At 40.4% G+C, this 23741-nt stretch carries 23 protein-coding genes and 1 pseudogene; 9 read left to right on the top strand and 15 right to left on the bottom strand.

The window, feature by feature from the left end; all coding sequences use genetic code 11:
• Positions 1 to 27: 27 nt before the first annotated feature.
• Positions 28 to 426, bottom strand: a complete 399-nt coding sequence (locus AB8618_RS01195) for an acyl-CoA thioesterase (RefSeq protein WP_413401182.1) — start codon at positions 424 to 426, stop codon at positions 28 to 30.
• A gap of 103 nt (positions 427 to 529) precedes the next feature.
• Between AB8618_RS01195 and AB8618_RS01190 the strand changes: the two genes are divergently transcribed.
• Positions 530 to 2629, top strand: coding sequence for a TonB-dependent receptor (locus tag AB8618_RS01190; RefSeq protein WP_413402914.1), 2100 nt, complete (start codon positions 530 to 532; stop codon positions 2627 to 2629).
• A 224-nt stretch (positions 2630 to 2853) separates the two neighbouring features.
• Here AB8618_RS01190 and epmA read toward each other — a convergent pair whose 3' ends face one another.
• Both epmA and efp read right to left on the bottom strand, forming a co-directional pair.
• Entirely contained in the window at positions 2854 to 3828 is a 975-nt protein-coding gene (epmA, locus tag AB8618_RS01185; RefSeq protein WP_413401181.1) for an elongation factor P--(R)-beta-lysine ligase, read from the bottom strand.
• A 59-nt stretch (positions 3829 to 3887) separates the two neighbouring features.
• Complete coding sequence (gene efp, locus AB8618_RS01180; protein WP_010390517.1) at positions 3888 to 4454, bottom strand: elongation factor P; 567 nt, start codon at positions 4452 to 4454, stop codon at positions 3888 to 3890.
• A 40-nt stretch (positions 4455 to 4494) separates the two neighbouring features.
• Between efp and epmB the strand changes: the two are divergent.
• Positions 4495 to 5507, top strand: a pseudogene (epmB, locus tag AB8618_RS01175) (EF-P beta-lysylation protein EpmB).
• Here epmB and AB8618_RS01170 read toward each other — a convergent pair.
• Entirely contained in the window at positions 5504 to 5713 is a 210-nt protein-coding gene (locus AB8618_RS01170) for a hypothetical protein (protein WP_013463951.1), read from the bottom strand. The pseudogene epmB and the gene AB8618_RS01170 overlap by 4 nt on opposite strands.
• A 116-nt stretch (positions 5714 to 5829) precedes the next feature.
• Here AB8618_RS01170 and AB8618_RS01165 point away from each other — a divergent pair, with 116 nt between their 5' ends.
• The gene (locus AB8618_RS01165; protein WP_010390514.1) at positions 5830 to 6120 is read left to right on the top strand and encodes a hypothetical protein; all 291 of its coding nucleotides are present in this window, start codon (positions 5830 to 5832) and stop codon (positions 6118 to 6120) included.
• Between the two features lie 53 nt (positions 6121 to 6173).
• Here AB8618_RS01165 and AB8618_RS01160 read toward each other — a convergent pair whose 3' ends face one another.
• Complete coding sequence (locus tag AB8618_RS01160; RefSeq protein WP_413401179.1) at positions 6174 to 6662, bottom strand: DUF3016 domain-containing protein; 489 nt, start codon at positions 6660 to 6662, stop codon at positions 6174 to 6176.
• A 242-nt stretch (positions 6663 to 6904) separates the two neighbouring features.
• Here AB8618_RS01160 and galE point away from each other — a divergent pair, with 242 nt between their 5' ends.
• Positions 6905 to 7921 carry a UDP-glucose 4-epimerase GalE gene (gene galE, locus AB8618_RS01155; RefSeq protein WP_413401178.1) on the top strand — a complete coding sequence of 339 codons (1017 nt, stop codon included), beginning with the start codon at positions 6905 to 6907 and terminating at the stop codon, positions 7919 to 7921.
• Between the two features lie 76 nt (positions 7922 to 7997).
• On the opposite strand, the gene zapE is transcribed toward galE, so the two are convergent.
• Entirely contained in the window at positions 7998 to 9107 is a 1110-nt protein-coding gene (gene zapE / locus AB8618_RS01150; protein WP_413401177.1) for a cell division protein ZapE, read from the bottom strand.
• A gap of 58 nt (positions 9108 to 9165) precedes the next feature.
• Here zapE and rsuA point away from each other — a divergent pair, with 58 nt between their 5' ends.
• Positions 9166 to 9864 (top strand): 16S rRNA pseudouridine(516) synthase RsuA, encoded by a 699-nt coding sequence (gene rsuA / locus AB8618_RS01145; RefSeq protein ID WP_413401176.1) that lies wholly within the window; start codon positions 9166 to 9168, stop codon positions 9862 to 9864.
• A 134-nt stretch (positions 9865 to 9998) separates the two neighbouring features.
• Here rsuA and AB8618_RS01140 read toward each other — a convergent pair whose 3' ends face one another.
• Together AB8618_RS01140 and AB8618_RS01135 are read right to left on the bottom strand one after the other, a co-directional pair.
• On the bottom strand, positions 9999 to 10772 hold the full coding sequence (locus tag AB8618_RS01140; RefSeq protein WP_010390508.1) for a YggN family protein: 774 nt from the start codon (positions 10770 to 10772) through the stop codon (positions 9999 to 10001).
• 139 nt (positions 10773 to 10911) lie between these two features.
• A complete protein-coding gene (locus AB8618_RS01135) occupies positions 10912 to 13341 on the bottom strand; it encodes a zinc-dependent metalloprotease (RefSeq protein ID WP_413401175.1) in 2430 nt (809 codons plus the stop codon).
• Positions 13342 to 13495: 154 nt separating this feature from the next.
• On the opposite strand from AB8618_RS01135, the gene AB8618_RS01130 reads away from it, so the two are divergent.
• Positions 13496 to 14464, top strand: coding sequence for a class 1 fructose-bisphosphatase (locus AB8618_RS01130; protein WP_413401174.1), 969 nt, complete (start codon positions 13496 to 13498; stop codon positions 14462 to 14464).
• 113 nt (positions 14465 to 14577) lie between these two features.
• Here AB8618_RS01130 and AB8618_RS01125 read toward each other — a convergent pair whose 3' ends face one another.
• On the bottom strand, positions 14578 to 14904 hold the full coding sequence (locus AB8618_RS01125; RefSeq protein ID WP_413401173.1) for a hypothetical protein: 327 nt from the start codon (positions 14902 to 14904) through the stop codon (positions 14578 to 14580).
• 43 nt (positions 14905 to 14947) lie between these two features.
• Here AB8618_RS01125 and AB8618_RS01120 point away from each other — a divergent pair, with 43 nt between their 5' ends.
• Positions 14948 to 15298, top strand: coding sequence for a DUF5522 domain-containing protein (locus AB8618_RS01120; protein ID WP_413401172.1), 351 nt, complete (start codon positions 14948 to 14950; stop codon positions 15296 to 15298).
• Position 15299: 1 nt separating this feature from the next.
• Here the strand turns inward: AB8618_RS01120 and AB8618_RS01115 are convergent, their stop codons facing one another.
• Complete coding sequence (locus AB8618_RS01115) at positions 15300 to 16130, bottom strand: sulfurtransferase (protein ID WP_409424505.1); 831 nt, start codon at positions 16128 to 16130, stop codon at positions 15300 to 15302.
• 272 nt (positions 16131 to 16402) lie between these two features.
• Here AB8618_RS01115 and AB8618_RS01110 point away from each other — a divergent pair, with 272 nt between their 5' ends.
• Positions 16403 to 16999 carry a glycosyltransferase family 25 protein gene (locus tag AB8618_RS01110; protein ID WP_409424504.1) on the top strand — a complete coding sequence of 199 codons (597 nt, stop codon included), beginning with the start codon at positions 16403 to 16405 and terminating at the stop codon, positions 16997 to 16999.
• 43 nt (positions 17000 to 17042) lie between these two features.
• Here the strand turns inward: AB8618_RS01110 and AB8618_RS01105 are convergent, their stop codons facing one another.
• The 5 genes from AB8618_RS01105 to AB8618_RS01085 form a co-directional block, all read right to left on the bottom strand.
• On the bottom strand, positions 17043 to 17462 hold the full coding sequence (locus AB8618_RS01105) for a group I truncated hemoglobin (RefSeq protein WP_409424503.1): 420 nt from the start codon (positions 17460 to 17462) through the stop codon (positions 17043 to 17045).
• Positions 17462 to 18268, bottom strand: a complete 807-nt coding sequence (locus AB8618_RS01100) for a DUF3034 family protein (RefSeq protein WP_413402912.1) — start codon at positions 18266 to 18268, stop codon at positions 17462 to 17464. The genes AB8618_RS01105 and AB8618_RS01100 overlap by 1 nt, the downstream gene beginning before the upstream one ends.
• A 13-nt stretch (positions 18269 to 18281) precedes the next feature.
• Positions 18282 to 20597 carry an EAL domain-containing protein gene (locus AB8618_RS01095; protein ID WP_413401170.1) on the bottom strand — a complete coding sequence of 772 codons (2316 nt, stop codon included), beginning with the start codon at positions 20595 to 20597 and terminating at the stop codon, positions 18282 to 18284.
• A complete protein-coding gene (locus AB8618_RS01090; RefSeq protein WP_413401169.1) occupies positions 20587 to 21252 on the bottom strand; it encodes a methylamine utilization protein in 666 nt (221 codons plus the stop codon). The genes AB8618_RS01095 and AB8618_RS01090 overlap by 11 nt, the downstream gene beginning before the upstream one ends.
• A gap of 136 nt (positions 21253 to 21388) precedes the next feature.
• On the bottom strand, positions 21389 to 22492 hold the full coding sequence (locus AB8618_RS01085; RefSeq protein WP_413401168.1) for a phosphoribosylaminoimidazolesuccinocarboxamide synthase: 1104 nt from the start codon (positions 22490 to 22492) through the stop codon (positions 21389 to 21391).
• 217 nt (positions 22493 to 22709) lie between these two features.
• Between AB8618_RS01085 and AB8618_RS01080 the strand changes: the two genes are divergently transcribed.
• On the top strand, positions 22710 to 23741 hold the full coding sequence (locus tag AB8618_RS01080; RefSeq protein WP_409425537.1) for a CDP-glycerol glycerophosphotransferase family protein: 1032 nt from the start codon (positions 22710 to 22712) through the stop codon (positions 23739 to 23741).

Genomic DNA, 23741 nt, shown 5'->3' with positions numbered 1-23741 from the left:
TTTGTTTAAAATTCATGCTATTTAAAACTATGCAACCGCTTGGAATAAGTTATCTATCTGTGGTGGTAAAAATGGACGACCTCTTTCATTAACTGATGTACCAATAACTAAGGCATTGAGCATCACTTTTTCATCTTGTTTACGCACTACCGTTTGTTTAAATGCAAACTTAAGACGACTAATACGCACAGGCTCTACCGCCACATAAAACTCATCTCCAGGCAATAGGGAATGTTTGTAATCCATTTCACTGCGCATCACCACTAAGTTAATTTTATCTTTTGCAAGCTGTGCAAAATCAACGCCGTGTGCGTATAAAAACTCGTGGCGAGCGTGCTCAAGATAATTAAAATAAACACTGTTATTTACAATACCTTGTAAGTCACATTCGTAGTCGCGCACCTTAAAGTCTAATTTAAAGGCCATAATTAGTAATCCCAATTATTTAACGTATAATTGTCGCGTTTATAGCACAAGTGTTGAAATAATTGCTACCATACGAGTCCCTAAAATGGAGTTAAGTAACCTAATGAACCTACGTTTGTCTTTAATTACAGCCACGTTATTACCCCTGTTCGCAGCACCTATCTATGCTAACGCAGATGACACCGAACTAGAGAAAATCATTGTTACCGGTGACTTTCAGCAAGAAAGCATTCAAACATTAAGCGCCAGTGCCAGCTTATTTTCTGAAAATGAAATGAATCAACGTGGTGCAACGTATTTAGACGAAATGTTAGCCAGTGCTGCCAATGTAAACTTTGCTGCTGGTGCGTCTCGCGGACGTTATATTCAAATTCGCGGTGTCGGTTTACGCTCGCAGTTTGTTGACCCGATAAACCCATCTGTGGGCTTAGTAATTGACGGTATTAATTATTCGGGCTTAGGTGGCAGTTCATTATTGTTTGATATTGACCAAGTAGAAATTTACCGCGGTCCTCAAGGTACACGTTTTGGTGCAGATGGTATGGCGGGCATGATCCAAATGCAATCAGCTAGTGCAACCAGCGATCCTAGCTTAAAGTTACATTTAGGTGCCGGCACTTATAACAGCCACGAAGCAGGCCTTGCTGCTAGTACAGGTTTAACAGATGACACCAGTGCCCGCGTTAGCTACTTTCGTAGAAAGTCTGACGGCTACGTAGACAACCTTTATTTAGATAAACCCACTCAAGATCAGGATGAGCAAGTTGCACGCTTTAAATTAAACAGCCAGCTTACAGCTCATTTAAATTCAGAACTTAACCTGCATTATATTGATATTAATAACGGTTACGATGCATTTACTCTTGATAATTCTCGCAACAGCCTTGCTGATCAACCAGGCGAAGATAATCAACAAAGTTATGCTATTGGCCTGAATAATACTTACACTGGTTTTGATGCCTTTGATGTGAGCTTAAACCTTTCAGCTATTGATACAGAACTTTTTTATAGTTTTGATGAAGATTGGGTGTGTAACGATACTAATAAGCCGCAATTATGTGCCGCCGGTTTACATCCTTATGGTTATAGTTCAACAGATATTTATAGCCGCGATCGTGATGATCAAGCACTCGATCTGCAATTTACTGGTAAAGCAGGTAACTGGGTTGCGGGTATTTACTATCAAAATCGTGATGTGGATTTAGAGCGTCAATATACGTGGTTAGCCAATCCGTTTGCTTCAACCTATGAAACTAATAACATTGCAGCTTATGGCCAATTAGCCACATCAATAGGCCCAAAAACTACGCTTATTACTGGTTTACGAGTTGAGCAATATCAAGGTGATTACACCGATAGTAACGGCTTTATTGAAGAAACTGATGATATTATGCTCGGTGGTAAAATTGCACTTGAATACCAAGTTATTGACCGTACCATGATTTACACCAGTATCACCCGCGGTTACAAAGCTGGTGGTATTAATTCAGAAGCGCTAGCAAAAGCAAAAGATGAAGGTTTAAGCTTAGATGCTGATTTTTTCAAACAGCATACCAGCTTTGACCCAGAGTACTTATGGAGTGGTGAGTTTGGTGTTAAAGGCTCATCGCTAGATGACAAGTTTACTCTGCGTTTAGCTGCTTTTTATATGCACCGCGATAATATTCAATTAAAGTCGTGGCAAGTATCAGATCAACAATTTACAGGTTATGTCGCCAATGCCAGCTCTGGCAGCAACTACGGCCTTGAAATTGAAGGTAGCTACTTACTTACTGATAATTTACTCATTAGTGGTAGTGCTGGCTATTTAGATACGAAAATCAACGACTTTGTAACTAAATCGGGCTTAAACCAAGATGGCCGCGAGCAAGCACAAGCGCCTAAATATCAATACGCATTTAGTGCGCGCTACAATGTTACTGATGAGCTATATGCTATGTTAGGTGTTGAAGGTAAAGATGATTATTACTTCTCAGACAGCCATAATGCACAAGCTCCAAATACAAACTTAGTGAATGCAAGCCTTGGTTACGAGGCTGAAAGCTGGGCAGTTCGTGCATGGGCACGTAATGTGTTTGATGAAACCGTTCCAACTCGCGGTTTTGAATTTGGTAACAACCCGTTAGATGGTTATACAAGCCAAACTTATATTCAACTAGGTGAGCCACGTGTGGCCGGCGTTACGTTTACACTCAACTTGTAATACAGCTACCAGTTGTCAGTTAGGGATTTAAAAAACACCGCGTTTAATGCAAACGCGGTGTATTAGTTTTGTGTAGGCGAGTAGCTTGCTGCAGCGCACGCAATCCAAATGGTTAAAGCAAAGTACAGTTAAAAATGTAGCTTTCAGGTTTTGGCGGGGAACGCACATCAGCTCGAATCCCGCCGCCCGAAGCTCGTCGCCGGCAACCCGAAGCGATAATTCACCTAAGCTCTGGCCACATCAAACGCAATCACCTCTTTTATTTTTCGATTATTGGTTGCTAACATCACGAGTCTATCAATCCCTAATGCAACCCCCGCGCATTGCTCTAAACCATGTTCCAATGCTGAAATTAAACGCGTATCCATAGGGACTTGCTTTAAGCCATTGGCGGCACGGTAGGCGTTGTCTTCGTTAAACCTTTTTGCTTGTTCTTTAGCATTAGTGAGTTCATTAAAGCCGTTAGCCAGCTCCATATTTTTATAATACAACTCAAAGCGCCCTGCTACTCGCTGATCGTGCTCACAAATTTGTGCCAGTGCCGCTTGTGATGCTGGAAAGTGATACACAAAACAGGGAATTTCTTGGCCAATAGTCGGCTCTACTTTCATACAAAATAATAATTGCAGCAAGGTATCTTTATGAGTCTCGTTTTTAGCAATATCAGCAAAGCCATGATCGCATGCGAGTTGTTGTAACTGCGTGATAGAGGCAGTTAATGGATCGAGCCCTAGCGCGCGTTCAAACGCCTGTTGGTAGGTAATCCGCTCTGCAGGATCAACCTCAAGAATAAGCTGCATCAGCTCATCGATTTCGTCCATCAAAGTAAATTCGTCAAACCCAGGACGATACCATTCAAGCATAGTAAATTCAGGATTATGATGACTACCCGCTTCTTCATTTCTAAATGCCTTACAAAGCTGAAAAATAGCGCCTGAGCCGGCCGCTAACAAGCGTTTCATCGCAAACTCTGGAGATGTTTGCAAAAACAGAGGAAGCCCACCAGCATGACCCGGGCCTACAAATGTAGTATTAAAGCTGGCTAAATGTACATCGGTTACACTGGCAGCACTTAAACTCGGTGTTTCGACTTCCATTACATTACGCTCATAAAAGAATTCCCGAATGCTGCGCATAATTGCTGCGCGTTGCTTAAGTATTTCTATGCTGGCACTCGGCTTCCAAAGATCTGCTGACATATTTTCTCCAAAAAAATCCCAGCTTAAGCCGGGATTTAATTAATAAGACGCGTTGCTGCTTACTTAACACGGCTCACGTATTCACCATTACGAGTATCTACTTTAATTACTTCGCCAATTTGAACGAATAATGGAACACGTACTACAGCACCTGTGCTAAGCGTTGCTGGTTTACCACCCGTGCCCGCTGTATCACCTTTAAGGCCCGGATCAGTTTCAGTGATCTCAAGCTCAACAAAGTTTGGTGGAGTTACAGCAATTGGGCTGCCGTTCCATAATGTAATAGTACATACATCGTTTTCAACTAACCATTTGCCAGCATCGCCCAGTGCTTTTTCGTCAGCAGCGATTTGTTCAAATGTTTCATTGTTCATGAAATGCCAAAATTCACCGTCTGTGTATAGGTACGCTAAATCGGTATCCATTACATCAGCACCTTCAACCGATTCACCCGATTTAAAGGTTTTTTCAAGTACCTTGCCAGAGATAAGCTTACGGATACGAACACGGTTAAACGCTTGGCCTTTACCCGGTTTTACCATTTCATTTTCTAAGATACTGCAAGGTTCGCCGTCCATCATAATTTTTAGGCCGCCCTTGAACTCGTTGGTGCTATAATTCGCCATCGTTTCCTCTATTTATATTTTTCGAGTAATCTACGTGCCAATGATACAAAGAAATGAAGCAAATTTGCATAAAAACTGGCAAAAAGAATTAGCAAATGTAGTTACCTGCCCAAAAGTGCTGTTAGAAATGGTTGGTTTATCGATCCAAGTCCATGAAAACGACATAAAAGCTCGTAGCTTGTTTCCTGTTCGTGTGCCATTGCCTTTTATAAAAAAATTCGTCACGGCGATGCAAATGATCCTTTATTGCTGCAAGTTATGCCTCGCCATCAAGAATTTTTAACTAAGTCGGGGTTTAATAAAGATCCGCTACTTGAGCAAGATAACAATCAACCAGGTCTATTACATAAATATAAGTCGCGTGTTTTAGTCATGTTTAAAACTGGTTGTGCGGTAAATTGCCGCTACTGCTTTAGACGCCATTTTCCTTATCAAGAAAACCAGTTAAATAAACGCAGCCTTATTGATGCATTGAGCTATATAAAAGCTGATAAAAATATTAACGAAGTGATTTTAAGTGGTGGCGATCCACTAATGGCCAAAGACGATGCTATTAGTTGGTTTTTAGATGAGCTTGAGCAAATACCACAAATAAAACGAATGCGCATACACAGCCGCTTACCCGTTGTGATCCCTGCACGCATTACTGAACAATTATGTGAAAGATTAGCAAAGTCACCACTAAAAGTTATATTCGTGAATCATATTAACCATGCCAACGAAATAGATAGTGACTTTAAAAACGCCATGAACATGCTAAAACAAGCCAATGTACTGTTATTAAATCAGGCGGTTATTTTAAAGGATGTTAACGATACAGTTGATGCGCAAATAAACTTAAGTGAAGCGTTGTTTGATGCAAATGTATTGCCTTATTACTTACACTTACTAGATAAGGTAGAAGGCGCAAGTCATTTTGATATAGATGAGGCACAAGCCATAAAAATAATGGCAGAGCTTTTAGAGGCCCTGCCAGGATTTTTAGTGCCTAAACTAGTAAGAGAAATAGGGGGCCAAAAAAGTAAAACCCCTATCGACCTCAAATTGGTTTAAACATAAACGTTTACATTATTCCCAAGTGTTGCAGTAACCGACTTAGCCGGTGTTTGTGCACTTGAGGTTTGTGTAGCACCTTCAATAAGCGCAAGTGCAGCGGCGCCATCAGCTTGCTGTTGCTTTTTAGATAAAGCAGCAGTTAAAACCTCTGCGCCTTGGCCTGCACCAGGGATTGTAGGTAGATTTCCACCTGATATATTCATAACTCACACCTGACATTTAAATGTAATACACGTATTATAGTCGTTGAATTGGTAAATTACTTTACCAACCCACTTAAGTATTTATCGGCAACATTGCACTAAGCTTTAGGAAAACCATGGATTCTATAATTGAACAACTCAACGCCAACTTAAAAATTGTTTACCGTCAGGCGCTTGATGCTGATAAAAAACTCGATGAGTTACAACAGCAAGGCCACGGAAAATTTAAAGCCTTATTTGCCGAGGACGCTGGGTTTAGCTTTGAAGCTAAACGCTTTAAGCCTTACGTTTTAGACGTTGCCGCTGATGTAGAAAGCTTATCGAGCGACGGTTTAGACGAAGAAAAGCTAAAACAAGCAGTAATTAAACTACAAAACTTACTAACCTTGTTAGCGACCTTTAAGTAAGCACTCTGGGCTTACTACGCAAAACATCTGTTAAACAGATGTTTTGCGCTATGTTACTTAATTCGCGGTAAAATTTGTTCACCAAACCACTCTGTTAATAAGCGTTTTTCGTAGTAAAATGCTTCATCTCGACCCATTTTAATTTTATCCATAAAACCCATATCTTTTAAATTTACGTTATCTTCTTGTGCGACAACGCCATTTTCATCATTGAGCACATAATTAAATTCAATGCGTGGAAAGTGAATAGGTTTTACCACTCGGATTTCGTTAACACCGCCATAGCGTACGTCTCCGGCTAAATCTAAATCGGTGACTTCAATTTTTAAACTGTAATTTTTAGGAAGTTGCTCGCTGAGCTTTGCAAAGTGTTCATCAATACTTTTGGCTATTTGCTTATGGTACGAGCCTTTAGCTTGGTTTGATGGGCGTACATCGCGATAATCATTAAAGTCATGCCATTTCACTTGAGCCTCACCCGCGCAAACAACACTCGGTAGTGCAATACACATCAACATTGCTATTTTTTTAACTAAGTTCATACGTTTCTCCAACGAGTATTTTGATCAAATGAATATTTTACAAATCGCTATACAACACTTTAGCAATTACATATGAACTATAACTTAATCTTTACGCTGAGGTGTTATTAAAATTGCACAAAATGTAATCGAAAGTACGGTTTACGATCATACTATTACAAAGCAAATAAAATAATACATGTAAAAACTCATTATTTATGGTGAAATTAGGGTAATTGAACAGGGGTTTCCAAGGAGCATTCATGGCAATTTTAGTAACCGGTGGCGCAGGCTACATTGGCTCACACACCGTTTTAGAACTTTTACAGCAAGGCAGCGACGTTATCGTTATCGATAACTTAAGTAACTCCTCTGAAGAGTCACTTGAGAGAGTGAAAAAAATAACCGGTAAAGCAATTACTTTTTATCAAGGTGATATTTTAGATAAATCCTTTTTAGACTCAGTATTTGCAAAACATACCATCGATAGTGTAATTCATTTTGCAGGTTTAAAAGCGGTTGGTGAGTCAGTAGCCAAACCAATCGCGTATTATCAAAATAACGTACAAGGCACATTAACACTAGTTGATGCTATGCGTGACGCGGGTGTGTTTAAATTGGTATTTAGCTCATCTGCAACAGTTTATGGTGACCCTGCAAGCTTACCAATACGCGAAGACTTCCCCGTTGGCGGTACAACCAACCCATATGGTACCTCTAAACTAATGGTTGAAATGATGCTGCAAGATATCGCTAAATCAGATGAGCGCTTTGCGTTTGCTATTTTACGCTACTTTAATCCTGTTGGTGCACATGAGTCAGGCCTAATTGGTGAAGACCCTAATGGCATTCCTAATAATTTACTGCCTTTCATTTCACAAGTTGCGGTTGGTAAATTAAAGCAGCTTGCTGTATTTGGCGATGATTACGACACGGTAGATGGTACTGGTGTGCGCGATTACATTCATGTTGTGGATTTAGCCTTAGGGCATTTAAAAGCACTTGATAAAATAGCCGCAGAAACCGGTGCGCTTGTTTATAACCTTGGTACCGGTAACGGCTATTCAGTATTACAAATGGTCAATGCGTTTATTAAGGCTAGCGACCAAGCTATCCCCTATGCGGTTTCACCTCGTCGCCCAGGTGATATTGCAGCCTGTTATGCTGCGCCAGAAAAAGCGCTTAGCGAACTAGGCTGGCAAGCCGAGCGCGGCATTGATGTTATGATGCAAGATACATGGCGCTGGCAGTCAAATAATCCAAATGGATACAGAAAATAAAAGCTTTAGGTTTTAGGTTTTAGGTTTTAGGTTGATATGAGCCTAAAACCTTATACCTAGCACCTCTTTTTTACCTCTACCAGTTTTGCATTTCAACAATGCGAGACTGAGTTCGCGCATATTCAAAACTTAATTTTTTACCTTGATACAACTCGTTTATGTCGGCCTGTGCATTAATAACCAGTAATTTGTGGCAATCATAAAACTCATCGACTAAGGCAATAAAGCGCCGAGCTTCATCATCGAAAGTATGCTCATCTAACTGCTGCTTTTCGCGCTGATAGCTGTCTTCTATACCATGCACAATAACTTTACCAGTTGCCTCTTTTCCCATTATTGGCACATTCGAAATATATAGCACCGAAAACTGTTCTGCTAAAAACATATAATCATTAGCGCTGCGAGGGCCTGAGCACAATGACATAAAATCAATCAGTAAAGCATCGTCAGTTCTTAATAAATAGGACAGAGCTCGGCCATGCACAGTCATTGTATTATCACGCGCTGCTTGAGGGTGTGCGGATAAAAACTCAGTTTCAAACTCAGCGTGGGGCAAGTTAATAAAATAATGACGACTACTTCTGCCGTACCTGAAGCGGTGATCTTCCTCCCCCGCTACGTTAATTACATGACAATGCGCATTTATTAAATCGATAGTTGGTAAAAATCGCGCGCGTTGCAGACCGTTGTAATAAAGCTGCTCCGGTTTTGCGTTAGAGGTTGCTACTAGCACCACGCCTTGTTCAAATAAAGCGTTAAATAACCGAGCCATGATCATGGCGTCACCAATATCACTAACAAAAAACTCATCAAAGCACAGCACTTTTATTTTTTTAGCCCACTGTTTAGCAATTATTTGCAGCGGATTTTTATCCCCTTGTAACTTAGCTAGTTGAGCATGAACTTTTTCGATAAAATGATGAAAATGCAGGCGCTGCTTTTTCTCTGTGGGTAAGTTTTCATAAAATAAATCCATCAACATAGATTTACCCCGACCAACCGGGCCATATAAATATATTCCCTTAATTAAGGGTGCTTTTTGCCACCAGCTTGTAGGTTGATTTAATTGCTCATTTAAAGACTGTAACGCACTCACAGCTTGGTGCTGCGCCGCATCAAAATCAAGCTCTCCTGATGAAACTTTGCGGTGGTACAGGCTTAAAATTTCTGTGCTGGGCTCTGTCATGGTATTTCACTATCCGCTATACTCGCGGCCATTGTAGCCGACTAAAAATGTGAACAACATGAAGTTTCCTTGCCGTTTAGATAAATTTATTAGCCATTTAGCAGAGTTACCGCGCTCAAAAGCCCGCGCAGCAATAAAAAGCCAAGTGGCTTGCGTTAATGGCGAGGTGATCACAGCATTCGACTTTCAAGTTACTCAACAAGATGATGTGTTATTTCATGATCAGCCATTAGTTTTTTTAGGTAAACGCTACTTTATGCTCAATAAGCCGGTAGGTTATGTGTGCGCTAATTCAGATGAGTTACACAAAACCGTATTTGATTTGCTTGACGAGCCAAACATGGTCGACTTTCACATCGCCGGGCGTTTAGACATAGACACCACTGGCCTAGTGCTTATCACCAATGATGGCGAGTGGTCACATAAAATTACCTCGCCGAAAAAGAATAAGTTTAAAACCTACCTAGTCGAAACCCAAGAACCGATTACCGACGATGCGCTACAACAGCTACGCGACGGTGTGCAGTTACACAATGAAAAAGATTTAACTCGCCCTGCTATTGCTGAACGCGAAGGGAGTTACGGTTTACGTTTGTCGATTTCTGAGGGGAAGTACCATCAAGTGAAACGCATGCTAGCAGCGGTAGATAACAAAGTGGTTGAACTACATCGTGAACAAATTGCGGGTATAAAGTTAGGCGAAGATTTGGCTGCAGGTGAATACCGCCCATTAACTGCCGCAGAGATAAAACTGTAAGGTTGTTTAAGTGTTAGGAAATGGCTTCGGGCCACGAGGTTCGGGCTGTTCACCTGCCGCTCTAGGCTCGCTGCTCGTTGCCTTTAATAATCTTGCTTAATATCTGTTTGAAATCTGGCGTTTGACACCTGATCTTACGATTTAATTTGTACTAAATCAAAGTCTGTCATTCCAGGTACAATGGCTTGCAGACGAGACTCAGTAATATCTAGAGAATTTAAGCATTCACAGTATTCAGAGGCTTTAAGTTCTAATTGGTGGGCTTTTTTCTGCAATGACTTATCGATTTCTTTGGTAATGATATCCATGCGTTGCCCCATGTCGTTCATGCGGTCTTCTATATTGCCTTCTCGAGATTTAAACGCATCCCCGAGCGACATTAAAATAGCACCCAAAGAGCCATGCACAGCAGAGTGTATTTTTTGGCTAATTTCTTTAGTAAAAAAATCATCAATTTGGGAAAGCGATTGAGGGGCTATAAAAAAGAAGTCATCGCCACGCTTAAACTTATCCATGAGTGCTCGCTCTACATATTGTAATTGCGTTTTTAGCACTTCGGGTTCTTTATCTGACATGCCCTCAACAACATGCTCAATAGCACTGAGTCCTAGGTTAACGCCATCAGTCGCTAAATCAACCAGCTCAGGAACTGTTTGACGAATACCATTGCTAAATTGTTCTAGCACTTTGCTTTCATCGGTGCTTAAATCGACCCAGTAGCCTCGAATAAACAGTTGATTATTATTGTTAATTTGCACCCTGGTTTGGCCTTTATCAACAATACGGATCACATCATCGGTAATAATTAAACCATGACGAAGTTCAACATCACATTGTTTTTGTGCGATTGCATTGGAGCTTAAAAGTGCCATTGATAACGCCAATATCGAACGAGATAAAAACGCCATAAACACCTCAAAAAGACTAAAATAGGGGGTGGCTAGATTAACAAAAAACCAACTTTATGCAAGCAAAAGTAACACCCTAAAAACAAGGCACCATGAAACGTAACGTTTACACAGCGCCTTTATCCTCTGGCTTGTACTATTAAATAGGTGAGCCTGGTGGTATTGGCAGGGCTTTAAAATTATCAGGCCACTGGCCTGTTGTTAAAAACTGATTAATTTGCGACGCTAAATAGTTTTTAAATGCGCTGTCACCCACTTCAGGGTGGCCTAGCAAAGAGTGCTGATTAAACTCATCAGCAAGTTTACTTAAATAGAAATGCAGTTGCGCTTGCACTTCAGGGCTTAAACCGTCGTTAGCCACAAGATCAGCCATGGTTTTTGCCGTTAGGTACTGTACTCGTTGTGTTACTTTTCCTGTCATGGTGGCAGGCGCTGATACGTTAAACACCTGCTTGTTTAACTGTTTAAGTAACTCATCTAGGCTATAAAAGCGGTTATCACGTGCTTGTTGCTGCGCTAATCGATTTAATCGTTGAGCGTTTAGTAATAGCGATAGGCTATGCTGCGCTGCCACTTCAGGCAATGCAAGTGCATCCATAGTTAAGCCGGTACGACCCACTATACTTTCTCGTGATTTAGACTCGCCATACGCCTTTGGTACAATCAAAGAAAGTATCGACTCTGGCAGCGTTAAATTAGTTGCTTTTAGGGTGGCTAAAATAGCATTAACGGCTTGTTGCTGAGCCTCTTTAGTTACAACTTGGGCGCCTTTAACGGGTGCGTCACTGCGTATTTCATAGTCATAATCAACGCCCGCAATAAGCTTAGCAACCGCTTCAACTTGATAACGGTGGAACAAGTAAAGTGGCACTAGCTTTTCTTCTAACTGCGACAGCGCAACCCCAGTTTTTATATTGTTAATACCAAACTGTCCGAGCGCCTGCTCTCGCACATCAAGTACTCTAAGTAATTCTTCACTTGGGTTACTGCCGTTATCCCAAACATGCGCTGTAGGGTGCGCTCCACCTTTTGCACGGGCATCACTGTCAGAAATAAACGCCAAACCTAGCGATTTATTTTGCTGTAAAATAGCAGCGAGTGCTTCGCTTTCATCTTGGCCGGTAAAATCACTGTAGCCATATTTAATCACTTGCGTATCCCATGCGCCCATACCTTTAGCATAACCTTGAGATACATCTAACTGACCATTATCTGCAAAGCTCAATAACGGATGCGGATAATCCATCACCGAAGCGCGATTATTTACCGACGCAGCAAAGTTGTGCGCAATACCCAGTGTATGACCAATTTCATGAGCACTGAGTTGACGAATACGATCAAGTGCCATTGCATGTAAAGCAGTTGCCACTTCATTGCCTTTTAAATAAGGCGCAGCGAGTGATTCAGCAATTAAGATATCTTGACGCACTCGCAACGATCCCAGTGTCACATGGCCTTTAATAATTTCGCCTGTACGTGGGTCTATAATTGAACTGCCATACGACCAGCCTCGGGTAGCACGGTGCACCCATTGAATAACGTTGTAGCGCACATCCATTGGATCAGCATTACTTGGTAACACTTTAACTTCAAACGCATTTTTATAGCCTGCTGCATTAAAGGCGTCATTCCACCATTGCCCGCCATCTAATAAAGCCGTTTTTACTGGTTCAGGTACCCCTGGATCTAAGTAATAAACAATAGGCTCTACTGGCTCACTAACTGCTAGGCTTGGATCTTTTTTTGCTAAACGATGGCGCGGAATGTAACGCACATACATAGACTCATCGAGCCCTGCTGCATAATTTTTATGCTCCACACTCCAATAACCCGATTGCGGGCTAAATTTTCGTGGCGTGTAATTATCATCAGGCAATTGAATAAGTGAATGGTGCATGTGCACACTCAAAGCGTAAGGGTCAGCACTCACTTGGCGAACATATTTACCTGGTTTGGACCCTTTAAAGGTGAGAATGGCTTCAAGTTCAGTATTTTTCAAAAATGCTTTAGAGCGATTCATAAATACCGCACTGCGTGACTCATCAAGGCTAAACTGCCCTTGCTTGCGCGCAGCTAAAGTACGGCTTACGCCATGTACGTCACTCAGTAAATAAGGGGTGTAATCTATTAATGCAGCATTGGCATCTTGAGCGACAACTTTAAAACCCGCCAAAATGCTGGATGCAAACGCTTCTTTAACGCTTTGCTGCTCTGCTATATTACTCGTGTTTGCACGGTAGTAAGTATTTACGGCACGTAACATCACCTTGTTGCCAAAGCGCTCAAACTGTACCAAATAGGTACCGCCTAATTGGCCTCTATCTAAACCTATGTCGTTAGAGCCAACGCCATAAGGCAAGCTATGCTGTAGTAAAAATTGTTGCTCAAGTTTATCAACTTTTAAATACACATTGCCGTTTTGCGTATCGTAAAAGAAAGAAAAATAACCAGGGAAATGGTTCATTTTTTCAGTAAATTCGTCAATAGACTTAATTGCTGCGTGCGCTTGGGTTATCATACAGAGCAGCACAGTAAAGAGTATGTAACTTAATCGTGATATTTTTTGCATAATCTTATCTTTGTTATTAGCGTTTTAAATGCGATGTAGGTACCCCATTATAGGGGGTTATTTATACAATACAGTTATTTAAGACGAATTTCAGCGCTCTAAACTAATCTCTCTCACATTATGATTAGTTTTAACACGTTATCAGGAAAAAAGAATGCGTAGACTCCCACCAGTATTACTAGAAGATGGCTGTTCAAGAGAACTTTTGTCGTTAATTCGTACTATTTTAGCGGCATGTAAAGAAATTTCATTTCGCGTCGGTCAAGGTGAATTATCGGGCGTATTAGGCTCAACCCTCGATGAAAACATTCAAGGCGAAACACAAAAGAAACTCGATGTATTATCTAATCAGTTATTAAAAGATATATTGCTGGAGTCGGGGACGGTTAAAGCGATTGCCTCTGAAGAAGAAGATTATACTGTTGCCGGTAACCCAGATGCTGAATTTATTGTGGCTTTTGACCCACTTGATGGCTCGTCGAACACCGATATTAACTCGCTAGTAGGTACTATTTTTTCTATTATGAAAGCGCCTGTGGGTTCAGATGCTGCTGATGAAAAGATTTTTATGCAACCTGGGCATCAACAAGTGGCTGCAGGTTACGTGCTGTATGGCCCATCAACTATGCTTGCGCTAACAACGGGTAAAGGTACACGCATGTTCACCTTAGATAAAACCCAAGGTAGCTTTTTACTTACTCAAGATTTTGCCGCTATTCCTGCTAAAACTAATGAATTTGCAATTAACGCCTCTAACCAGCGCCACTGGCAGCCGGCAATGCAAAACTACATTAATGATTTACTTGCCGGAGATACAGGCCCTCGCGCTCAAAACTTCAATATGCGCTGGATTGCTGCAATGGTTGGGGATGTACACCGTGTACTTAGCCGTGGTGGTTTATTTACTTACCCAACTGATACTAAAGACCCTAATAAGCCTAATAAGCTGCGTTTACTTTATGAAGCAAACCCAATGGCGATGTTAGTAGAGCAAGCCGGTGGTATTGCTTCAACAGGTACTGAGCGTATTATGGATATTCAGCCTGATGCCATCCATCAGCGTGTTGCGGTTATTTTAGGCTCTAAAGACGAAGTAGAAACTTGCTTGAGCTATCATAAGTAAGCTTTAAGAACAGGTTTTAGGTTTCAGGTGTCAGCTAGAGGCTAGCCCAATGGTGGTTACTAACATCCGAAAACTGTTGCTTAAAACCTTTAATATTTTCTGATAACCACCTGCTACTGTTGTAACAGCTTTAACAACTGTGCGAGCTTTTGATGAGTCAATTCGCCCATTTGCTCGCTATTACTTAGCGCGTAAATAACGCCTTCATGCTTAGCGCAATTTATGTCATCTCGCGACTCAATGACATTTGCCCACAGCTGTAAATCATCAATATCAATTTCTTTATTTAAACAACGCGTAAGTACATTAATTAGTACAGGCTTTGTGAGTGTGTACAGGTAAGTTTGATTGTTTGCTGCGGTTGAAACAATCACACTAATGGCGCTATCTCTATGCTCCCCAAAAGTAATAAATTCAGCCAATGCTTTTTGTATATTCATAATGTTTGTTATTCTTGCTGCTCTACTGTTAATAAGACTTAAAATGACCCAGATAAACTGCAGCCAATGTAATACAACGCTTAACTGTAATGTTAATGATATAACCGCATGTTGGTGCTATCAGTTACCCGCTATTTTACCACTCGATGATACAGCAACCAGCTGCTTATGCCGCTCATGTACTCTTGCTAAAATAAATAGCTATTTAGAGACTATATACACCCAACCAATCAAAGCTCAAATCGCTTTTGCTAAACAATTTAGAAGCCATGATAATTTAATTGAAGGGTTAGATTACACCATGCAAAATAGTTACATGGTGTTTAGTAAGTGGTATTTTTTAAAGCGGGGTACTTGCTGCAAAAACGGGTGTAAAAATTGTCCTTACAATTAATCTACTCTCCCGTTGCAATAGGCAGTGAGCTATCAGCGCCCCACTCACTCCACGAGCCGTCGTAAACACTTAAATTATGATATCCGCATTCATCGGCGAACAGCGCAAGCGCACAGGCAGTAACACCCGAACCACAGCTAAATTGTAACTGGGTTGCATTACCGACTAATTCACTAAACTTTGCCTGTAGAAAGTCGAGTGATTTTGCCTCGCCATTTTCTAATAAACTAGCTAAAGGTAGCGAGTAGCTATTAATAATATGGCCGCTGCGCATATCCGCTCTTGGCTCTTTATTTTTACCAGTAAAACGCTCATAAGCACGCGCATCTAAAATGACCGTATTGGCATCCTTAGTAGCACTTAGCACCTGTTTTTTATCAATAAAGTAACCAGGCTGGTATTGAGCAATAAAGTCACCTTTTAGTGATGCTTGTGTATAGTTTGACTCAACCGCAAGCTCTAGTTCAAGCCACTTGGCTAAACCGCCACTGAGCACTTTAACGTTATTAAACCCCATGGCTTTAAACATCCACCAGGCTCTAGCTGCACTGAATAACCCCGCATCTTCATAAATCACCACCAATGAGTCGTGATTCACGCCCGCTTTTTGCATCACCTGAGTAAATTGCTCTGCACTACACAAGGTATTGGGTAATGGGTTTGAAGTATCTGCGAGTTCTTTTTTGATATCAAATCGTTGTGCTTTAGGTAGCATAGCAACGGGCGAGTATTCCCCTGCAGCTGAGGGGCGCAACATACCTGCATCAAAGATAACCAGGTTAGTTTGCTTTAAACGCGCATGTAACCATTGTGCACTGACTATATTTTTCATCATCTTGCCAAATTTGAGGAAATGAAATTGCTATATATTATTACAGCCTGTTTATAAACAGAATTTAGACTGGTTACAAATTATAATAATGCTAAAATAGCTGCTTTGAGGTTTCTAAATAAAATTATGCCAATCCCTTTTTACATTATCAATATGCAAGGCTGCGAAGACCGTTGGGAAACAACCCTAAAGCGACTTACCAGTCTACACTTAAATGCTGAACGTTTTGAAGCGACCATTGGCAAAAACCTTAGTGAACAAGAAATCCTCAAGTGGTATTGCCCGAAAAAAATAAAAAACGTTACAATCGCAACCTATCTGCAGGTGAAATTGGTTGCTATGTAAGCCATATGCGCCTTTGGCAAAAAATGGTCGATGAAAATATCGCTTATAGTGTTGTATTGGAAGATGACCTTTTCATTGAAGCTTCACTTAAAGATGTTGTTGATGCGGCGCTTAAATTAAAAAACTGGGATTTAATCAAGCTATCTGATAATCGAAACTTTCCATTTATTGACAGTACGTTACTAGAAAACAACCTAACAGTTGGCAACTATAAAAAGGCACCTAATGGCACTCAAGGCTACATCATTTCACTAAGCGGCGCTAAAAAGCTACTCCAAAGAAAACCATTTTTTAGACCAGTAGATGTCGATATGCAGTTTCACACTGAAGTAGGCCTAAATATGATTGGCATAAAACCCTACCCTGTTGCCGAAGATCGAAGCTTTATTAGTGAAATAACAAGCGCTAATGCAGGCTCCCATTCCAACCGCAGTACATTTATCAGAAATTTAATTCATAGATCGAGTATTCATAGGCAAAGACGATATAAAACGGCAGATCTTGCTAAGATTACAGGTGAGTAATACTCAAGCATATTTTTATATGTATTCATTTGACTATAAAGTATTAAATCTTAATAATTTCGCCACGCATTGGCGCCATTTTAGCTAAAATTTTATTTTGCACTGTATGTGGGATATTTTGCTCGTTCATTGCATTTATTAATAAATCGACAACGTGGTTAAAGTCTTTTTCATTTATGTTCATACCCGTATGAATAGCAACCATCGAGTCGCCTTTGTATTCACAAGGGCCCTCCACCAGCGAACATAAGTGGCTAATAAATCCTTGTCGAAAATGGCTAATATTACTGTGTTCAAAGTAATGAAACACCTGTTTGTCATTGCCTATTTGAACAATAAAACTGTCAGTTAACTTTTCAAGCCCTGCTTGTTCGCCTAGCTGCTGATACAAAGAGTTATTAGGCTGAGCAGCACATCCTGCAAGCAAGCTTAAACAGCAAAAAGTAAACACGCTAATTTTCATTACCAATACCCCGTTACCGATAAATACCAGCCGGTTTGGTTATCAACACCAGCAATCCGCCCTAAGTCTAAATAGGCCGCCGTTACACTGACATGTTTATTAGGCATCCACGCTATAAATAAATCGCGCCAATCTTGTTCGCCTAACCCCAAGTTATTGGCTTTTTGCCGATACTCAATGCCAATAGCAAGTTCACGACTTACAAACACCGCACTACTTGCTTCTAGTAAAATATGGCTACCTTCATTAGCCCCACCATATCCTAAAAGCCCTAACTGATTGGCTTTACTGTAACGGGTGGTCACATTCCAAAACCAGTTGTACCCAGCAAGTGCACCCAAATGTAATTTACTGGCTGCAAGGTATACATCTGTACCACGGGTATTTTTTGCACCAACCAACTTTGCAACTGTGCCATCATCTAGTGACTTATGCTGTACACCCATGCTTAGTTGGGGCCACTTACTGTAAACGACATCACCATATAAACGAATTTTAGCCCCAGAAATTGACTGCTCTATTTCTGTATTGAGCGCAGGCACATCAAACCGCTGCACGGCATAACTCAGTTCAACACGATTAAATAGGTTAAGCTGCACACCACAGGCATCTAGGCGGTAATCTGTTACATCAGCACGACTACAAAAGCCATTAACAGCCCATTCGTCCTCACTGGCATAACCTGCTAGCTGCGCCCAAGGAACTAACCCTCCGCCTGCACTGCCTTCAATTTGAGATACACCCGGTGTTGCTAATAGCTTTCCCGTTGCAGCTAGAGTAAACGTACTGCAAAGTAAGAGTGTCATGCTCAGTAAAAATTTAATGGACACCCTGATATTCCTCTAACCATTGTTCTAGTTGTTGTGCTTTTAAAGGACGACTCAAGTAGTAACCTTGTGCATGATCGCATTGCATTTCGTGAAGCAATGATAAAGACGCTGCCGTTTCTACCCCCTCGGCCACCACTGAAAACCCAAGTTGGTGTCCAAGTGTGATTGACGAGCGCACTATGTATTGATCTTTTTGTGACTCATGCAGATTTAAAATAAAGCATTTATCTAGCTTAAGCTCATCAATAGGTAACATTTTTAATCGCCCTAATGATGTTTGTCCGACACCGTAATCGTCTAATGAGATTTTAACGCCAATAGTTTTTAAGTTCTCTAACGCTTTGATACCTTGAGCTTCATTTTCGATCATATCGCGCTCCGTCAACTCAATAGTGACAGAATTTGGGTTTACATGATATTTTTTTAAGGTCGCGACCAACAAACTATGAAAGCCCGCATGGGCAATATCTTGGGCTGATACATTAATGGCTGCCTGTAAGTGAATCCCTTTTTTATACCAATCGGCTATTTGCGCAATAACCGTATCGACAACCCAAGCGGTTAGTTCCACAATTAATCCTGACTGCTCGGCTAAATCAATGAACACTTCAGGCGAAACCCAGCTCCCGTCATCACGTTGCCAACGAATAAGTGACTCAACCTTATCAATTTTCTGACTTTTAATATTCAACTTAGGCTGATAAGTCATAAACAATTGTCCGTTATCATCATCAATCGCTTGTTTGAGCTCATCGAGCATAATTAAACGGTCTAAATGCGCCTCATCTTCACCATTTTGGTAGTAATGTAAGCTTTGCTGGCTTGTTGTAGCCGCATCAACAGCAATGAGTACACGTCGCATTAAATCGTCTGCTTTCACGCCTTGTCCAGGGTACTGCACAATCCCGGCGTTAAAACGCAAATTTATTTTTAAGCTTTTAATCTGATAAGGTGCCTGTAATTGCTCAATTAAATCGGCTACAGCACATTTTACTTGGTCAACCTCCACACTGGGGTAAACCGTTAAAAACTCATCGCCGCCAATTCGTGCATGAAACCCACCAAGCTCATCAGAGAATTGACGAATACGGTTTGCCACTGCAATTAAGCATTCATCTCCTACTTGTGGACCAAGTTTGTCGTTTATGTGCCTTAAGCCTTTTATATCAATAGCAACAAGCGTATAGCGTTTATCTTTATTGAGCTGCTTTGCTAATAAATCTAACATAGCAGAACGGTTATAAAACCCTGTTAAGGTATCGTGATGTGCTTGAAAACTTATTTGCTGCTCACGCTTATTAATATCATTACCCATATTATTAAACGCACTAACTAACGTTTCTACTTCACTACTTTGTTTTTTACCTTCAAATTTAAAACGGTAGTCGCCTTTGGCAAATTGCCTCGCAATAACCGCTAACTGTGTAAGCCCGGTGGTTAAGTTATTGGCCAGCAGACTACTGGTGATCACACCAAATAACATGGTTAACACGGCCAATGTAACTAGCGTTAGTAATAGCTGTTCAATATCTCGATAACTTGAAGTTAAATCAGCACTTAGTAGTAGGGTAACCGGATGCGATTGCAAAGACGGTAAAGCTATTTGTTGATTTTCATAGGCCAAATACTCAGCAAAAAAACGAGCTATAATTTTAGTTTCAAAGTATTCTATGGGTTGAAATTTTTTAGATTGAGGTGCAAACGAGCTTGCTGCAAAGTCATCTAACTGCGCAACAAAACTAACTTCCATACCGGTTAAGCTTTTCAGCTCAGTAGCTACAGCAGACGTGATTTTAAAGCCGACCAAGCTGTAAGCGATAGTTCTGGGAGTTTTAACGGGCAATAATATCACTTGATAAAGCTGGTTATTTAACACCACAAAGCTCGATTGCTCAGAATTGTTTAATAACTCATCCATTAAGGGCTGTAGGTTATCTGCAAAATTTTGTGCATTAACATTAGCTGAGACTAACCGCCCTGATAAATCGAGCAACAGCATTAAATCGGCATTGATGCGTTGGCTATGATTGTATAGCACACTACTAATGGTGGCTGCATCGCGAGTTGCAACTGCTTGCTTAAAACCAAAATCAGCAGTTAACACCTTTGCAGCAGTTAATAGCAAGCTCTCTTTTGATTTTAAGTATTGTTTATAAACGCTTTGTGCAACCGTTATATTTTGCTGGACTTTTTCTGCCTGAAATTTACTCGTAGACCACCAAAAACTCGCCAAACTGAGTAAGGTAGTGAGTAACACCAAGCCAACACATAACGTTGTTATGCGACTACGTAAATTATTGCCCATTACCTTCCCTAAATTGACTGCCAAAGGTATTACGTGGTGCAGGCATAGATGTATTAATAGCGATTGATACTGGGTTAGTTGATTCTATATCAAACAGCTTTTTATTATCCAAAGGAGCTGTTTGCAGCGAATGCCAGATACTGGCTTGCACAGGAAAAGAGTCAACTTGTAGTTTTATCTGGCCTTGCTCGTTGCTGGTATACACATGATTACTGTTAGCAACATAAATATAGCCCACCATAGAGTCGTGGATATTGCAGCCAAGAACAACAACCCCTTGATTATCAAACTTAATGGGCTCTTCTGGCTGGCCAGAATAGAGCTTTAATTGAAAAGGCTTTGCTTTTGAAAAAGAATATACATGGTGGCGAATATTATCACTATTTGGAAAGTTTACGTGCTGACCTTGGTGCACAATCAGTAGCTGCGGTGAAAACTGTTTATCAACTTGATCCATTACCGCCGTGGGTAAATTGCCCGTAGCTTTTGAGGAAGGTAAATGATTTATTTCTACGACAGCATTAGGCAATACTTGGCCATGCTGATCTTTAATAACCAAATTAATGGTATTGCCAAACGCCGATACACTAAACAATGCACCCAGTACTAATAAATAACGACGTTTTGCAATAACTTGCATTGCTCGCTCTAACATAATTACACCTAAATATTCACCATAGGTTAAGTTAATTAGAGACGAGCACTAATTGCAAGAATTATAGCTCAGTTACTAAAAATAAATACTTTTTCACTAGTTGAAACAAGCGTTATCATTAAGATTAACCTGCTCGTTAGTGATTAATTAAACCGTAGCCAGTATCTAAAATTGCGATCACTTCTTGGCGCGGATCATTAGGTATAACGATCTCTTTACCGACAATTTTGCTAGCAATACCCACATAAGTGTCAGACACTTCAAGCATTACTGACTCAGGTAAAATATAATCTTTTGCTAACTGCTCACGCTCAGCCATACGGTCTTTATTTAATAATACATCACTCTCAGGCACGTTATTAATTAACAGCTGACGGAAACCTTCTTTTGAGTTTTCAACAATTTTGCCATCTTTATAAGATGCTTCATCCCAAATACGCGATGAGTCGGGTGTTCCTACTTCATCAATATAAATAAGCTGCTGCGCACCATTTAAATCTTCTACGTAACCAAATTCAAATTTGGTATCAACAAAAATTTGTCCTAGCTTAGCTAACTCACTACTGATTAGCTCGAACCCTTCTACCAATAATTTTTCGTATTTGGCGACATCGTCAGCCGATTTAAAATTGAAAACATCTAAGTTGTTCGTAATATTTTCACGCGTGATGTTTACATCATCAACTGCAGGAATATCAGCAACCCCTTCTATAATACCTTTAGTAGAAGGAGTTATGAGTACTTGCTCAAGCTTTTGATTCGCTTTTAAGCCCTCTGGAAGTTGTAAACCACAAAAGTGTCTTTCGCCTTTGGCGTAGTCGCGCCACATGCTGCCGGTAATATATTGACGAGCAATTGCTTCAACTTTAACTGTACTGGCTTTACGAACAATCCATACGTATGGGTGAGGAATATCAACAATATGATTACCCGCCAAACCGGCTTCATTAAACATGTTAAACCAATGAGCAGCCACTGAGTTTAATGCAATGCCTTTGCCCGGCACACCATTTAGGCCATTTTCACCTTGCCATATGCAATCAAAAGCAGAAATTCTGTCTGAAATAACCATAATGGCCAATTCAGTATCGGCAGGAACGTTATAGCCTTTTTCATTTATTAAGCGTTTACTATCTGCATCGGTCAACCAATAAACTGAACGCACTTTGCCACTGTGTACTTTACCTTTAGTACGAATGGGTAAGTCATCGTTTACGTCTAAAACTTTATAGCTAGTCATGCTATCTCCGGGGTTTGGCATGCTCAAAGAGCAAAGTATGGAATTGGGGTTAGGCGCTCTATAATAATCTAGGCAATCACAAAGCTCAATCTTAGGCTAAAAACAAATCATCTCAGAATATTTATCTAACTGGCGCATTGGGGTAAACTTGCATAATTACTTGCCCTGAGGAGCTAGCTTGAACTATTTAACAGCCACTAAGAATAAGAAGTATTTAATGTATATTTCTCAAAATTATTCCTATGCTATTTTAAGGCCTTTGCAAGCAGAAATATTAGCTCAAGGAGGGGAGGTTAAATGGTTTTTAGAGGGTGATGAAGTAGACCCTAAGTTTTTAAAACCAACTGAACATCGCCTTGAATCAGTCAAAAGTATAAAAGATTGGGAACCAGATGCTGTTTTCATACCAGGCAATACTATTCCAAGCTTTATTCCAGGAAAAAAAGTAGCTGTATTTCATGGTTTTAATTCTGGAAAACTAAATAGAAAAGGTAAAGAAGACCATTTCAATATTAGAGGTTGTTTTGATTTATATTGTACACAAGGACCTAATACGACTTTAAGGTTTCAAGAGCTTGCTAAAAAGCATGGCTTTTTCCAAGTTTCAGAAACTGGCTGGCCCACACTAGATCCTCTGTTTAATGATCATGCAAGTAATCCTTATTTAAGTAAAGACTCTCGCCCAACGGTGTTGATCTGCTCTACATTCTCAAAACGCTTATCTCTTGCACCTAAACTTTATGAACAAATAAAACACTTTAGTGAAAGCGGTAAATGGCGACTACTAGTTCAGTTTCATCCAAAGATGCAGCAAGAGTGGGTTGATAAATACAAAGCGTTGAGTAATGACAATCTAACCTTTGTTGAAACAGATAATGTTATTCCATTACTGCAATCTGCTGATGTAATGCTGTGCGATACTTCATCCATACTACTGATGTTTTTAGTACAACGTAAACCGGTTGTAACGTTTTGCAATAAAGCGCCTGAAAAACACTTACATGATATTACAGATAAAAATAACGTTGAAGCCGCAATAAACTATGCACTAACTTACCCAAAAGAACTGGTGGATAATATTGAAGCTTTTTGCCAAGAATTACACCCATACGTAGATGGTAAGTCAAGCCAACGAGTACTTTGCGCAACCAATGAACTGTTGCATAGTGATGAAAAGCTCAAAGCTAAACCGCTGAATCTTATTAGACAATTTAAAATGCGCAAAAGACTTAACTATTGGAGTTGGTAA

The organism is Pseudoalteromonas sp. RW-H-Ap-1, from assembly GCF_048318575.1.
Classification (GTDB): Bacteria; Pseudomonadota; Gammaproteobacteria; order Enterobacterales; family Alteromonadaceae; genus Pseudoalteromonas.
Note: the sequence above shows the minus strand (reverse complement) of the source record. Positions and strands in the feature narration are given on the sequence as shown.

Bases quoted from the DNA above. Each gene is read 5' to 3' on its own strand.
- AB8618_RS01195 (WP_413401182.1), bottom strand. From the start codon at position 426: ATGGCCTTTAAATTAGACTTTAAGGTGCGCGACTACGAATGTGACTTA.
- AB8618_RS01190 (WP_413402914.1), top strand. From the start codon at position 530: ATGAACCTACGTTTGTCTTTAATTACAGCCACGTTATTACCCCTGTTC.
- epmA (WP_413401181.1), bottom strand. From the start codon at position 3,828: ATGTCAGCAGATCTTTGGAAGCCGAGTGCCAGCATAGAAATACTTAAG.
- efp (WP_010390517.1), bottom strand. From the start codon at position 4,454: ATGGCGAATTATAGCACCAACGAGTTCAAGGGCGGCCTAAAAATTATG.
- AB8618_RS01170 (WP_013463951.1), bottom strand. From the start codon at position 5,713: ATGAATATATCAGGTGGAAATCTACCTACAATCCCTGGTGCAGGCCAA.
- AB8618_RS01165 (WP_010390514.1), top strand. From the start codon at position 5,830: ATGGATTCTATAATTGAACAACTCAACGCCAACTTAAAAATTGTTTAC.
- AB8618_RS01160 (WP_413401179.1), bottom strand. From the start codon at position 6,662: ATGAACTTAGTTAAAAAAATAGCAATGTTGATGTGTATTGCACTACCG.
- galE (WP_413401178.1), top strand. From the start codon at position 6,905: ATGGCAATTTTAGTAACCGGTGGCGCAGGCTACATTGGCTCACACACC.
- zapE (WP_413401177.1), bottom strand. From the start codon at position 9,107: ATGACAGAGCCCAGCACAGAAATTTTAAGCCTGTACCACCGCAAAGTT.
- rsuA (WP_413401176.1), top strand. From the start codon at position 9,166: ATGAAGTTTCCTTGCCGTTTAGATAAATTTATTAGCCATTTAGCAGAG.
- AB8618_RS01140 (WP_010390508.1), bottom strand. From the start codon at position 10,772: ATGGCGTTTTTATCTCGTTCGATATTGGCGTTATCAATGGCACTTTTA.
- AB8618_RS01135 (WP_413401175.1), bottom strand. From the start codon at position 13,341: ATGCAAAAAATATCACGATTAAGTTACATACTCTTTACTGTGCTGCTC.
- AB8618_RS01130 (WP_413401174.1), top strand. From the start codon at position 13,496: ATGCGTAGACTCCCACCAGTATTACTAGAAGATGGCTGTTCAAGAGAA.
- AB8618_RS01125 (WP_413401173.1), bottom strand. From the start codon at position 14,904: ATGAATATACAAAAAGCATTGGCTGAATTTATTACTTTTGGGGAGCAT.
- AB8618_RS01120 (WP_413401172.1), top strand. From the start codon at position 14,948: ATGACCCAGATAAACTGCAGCCAATGTAATACAACGCTTAACTGTAAT.
- AB8618_RS01115 (WP_409424505.1), bottom strand. From the start codon at position 16,130: ATGAAAAATATAGTCAGTGCACAATGGTTACATGCGCGTTTAAAGCAA.
- AB8618_RS01105 (WP_409424503.1), bottom strand. From the start codon at position 17,462: ATGAAAATTAGCGTGTTTACTTTTTGCTGTTTAAGCTTGCTTGCAGGA.
- AB8618_RS01100 (WP_413402912.1), bottom strand. From the start codon at position 18,268: ATGACACTCTTACTTTGCAGTACGTTTACTCTAGCTGCAACGGGAAAG.
- AB8618_RS01095 (WP_413401170.1), bottom strand. From the start codon at position 20,597: ATGGGCAATAATTTACGTAGTCGCATAACAACGTTATGTGTTGGCTTG.
- AB8618_RS01090 (WP_413401169.1), bottom strand. From the start codon at position 21,252: ATGTTAGAGCGAGCAATGCAAGTTATTGCAAAACGTCGTTATTTATTA.
- AB8618_RS01085 (WP_413401168.1), bottom strand. From the start codon at position 22,492: ATGACTAGCTATAAAGTTTTAGACGTAAACGATGACTTACCCATTCGT.
- AB8618_RS01080 (WP_409425537.1), top strand. From the start codon at position 22,710: ATGTATATTTCTCAAAATTATTCCTATGCTATTTTAAGGCCTTTGCAA.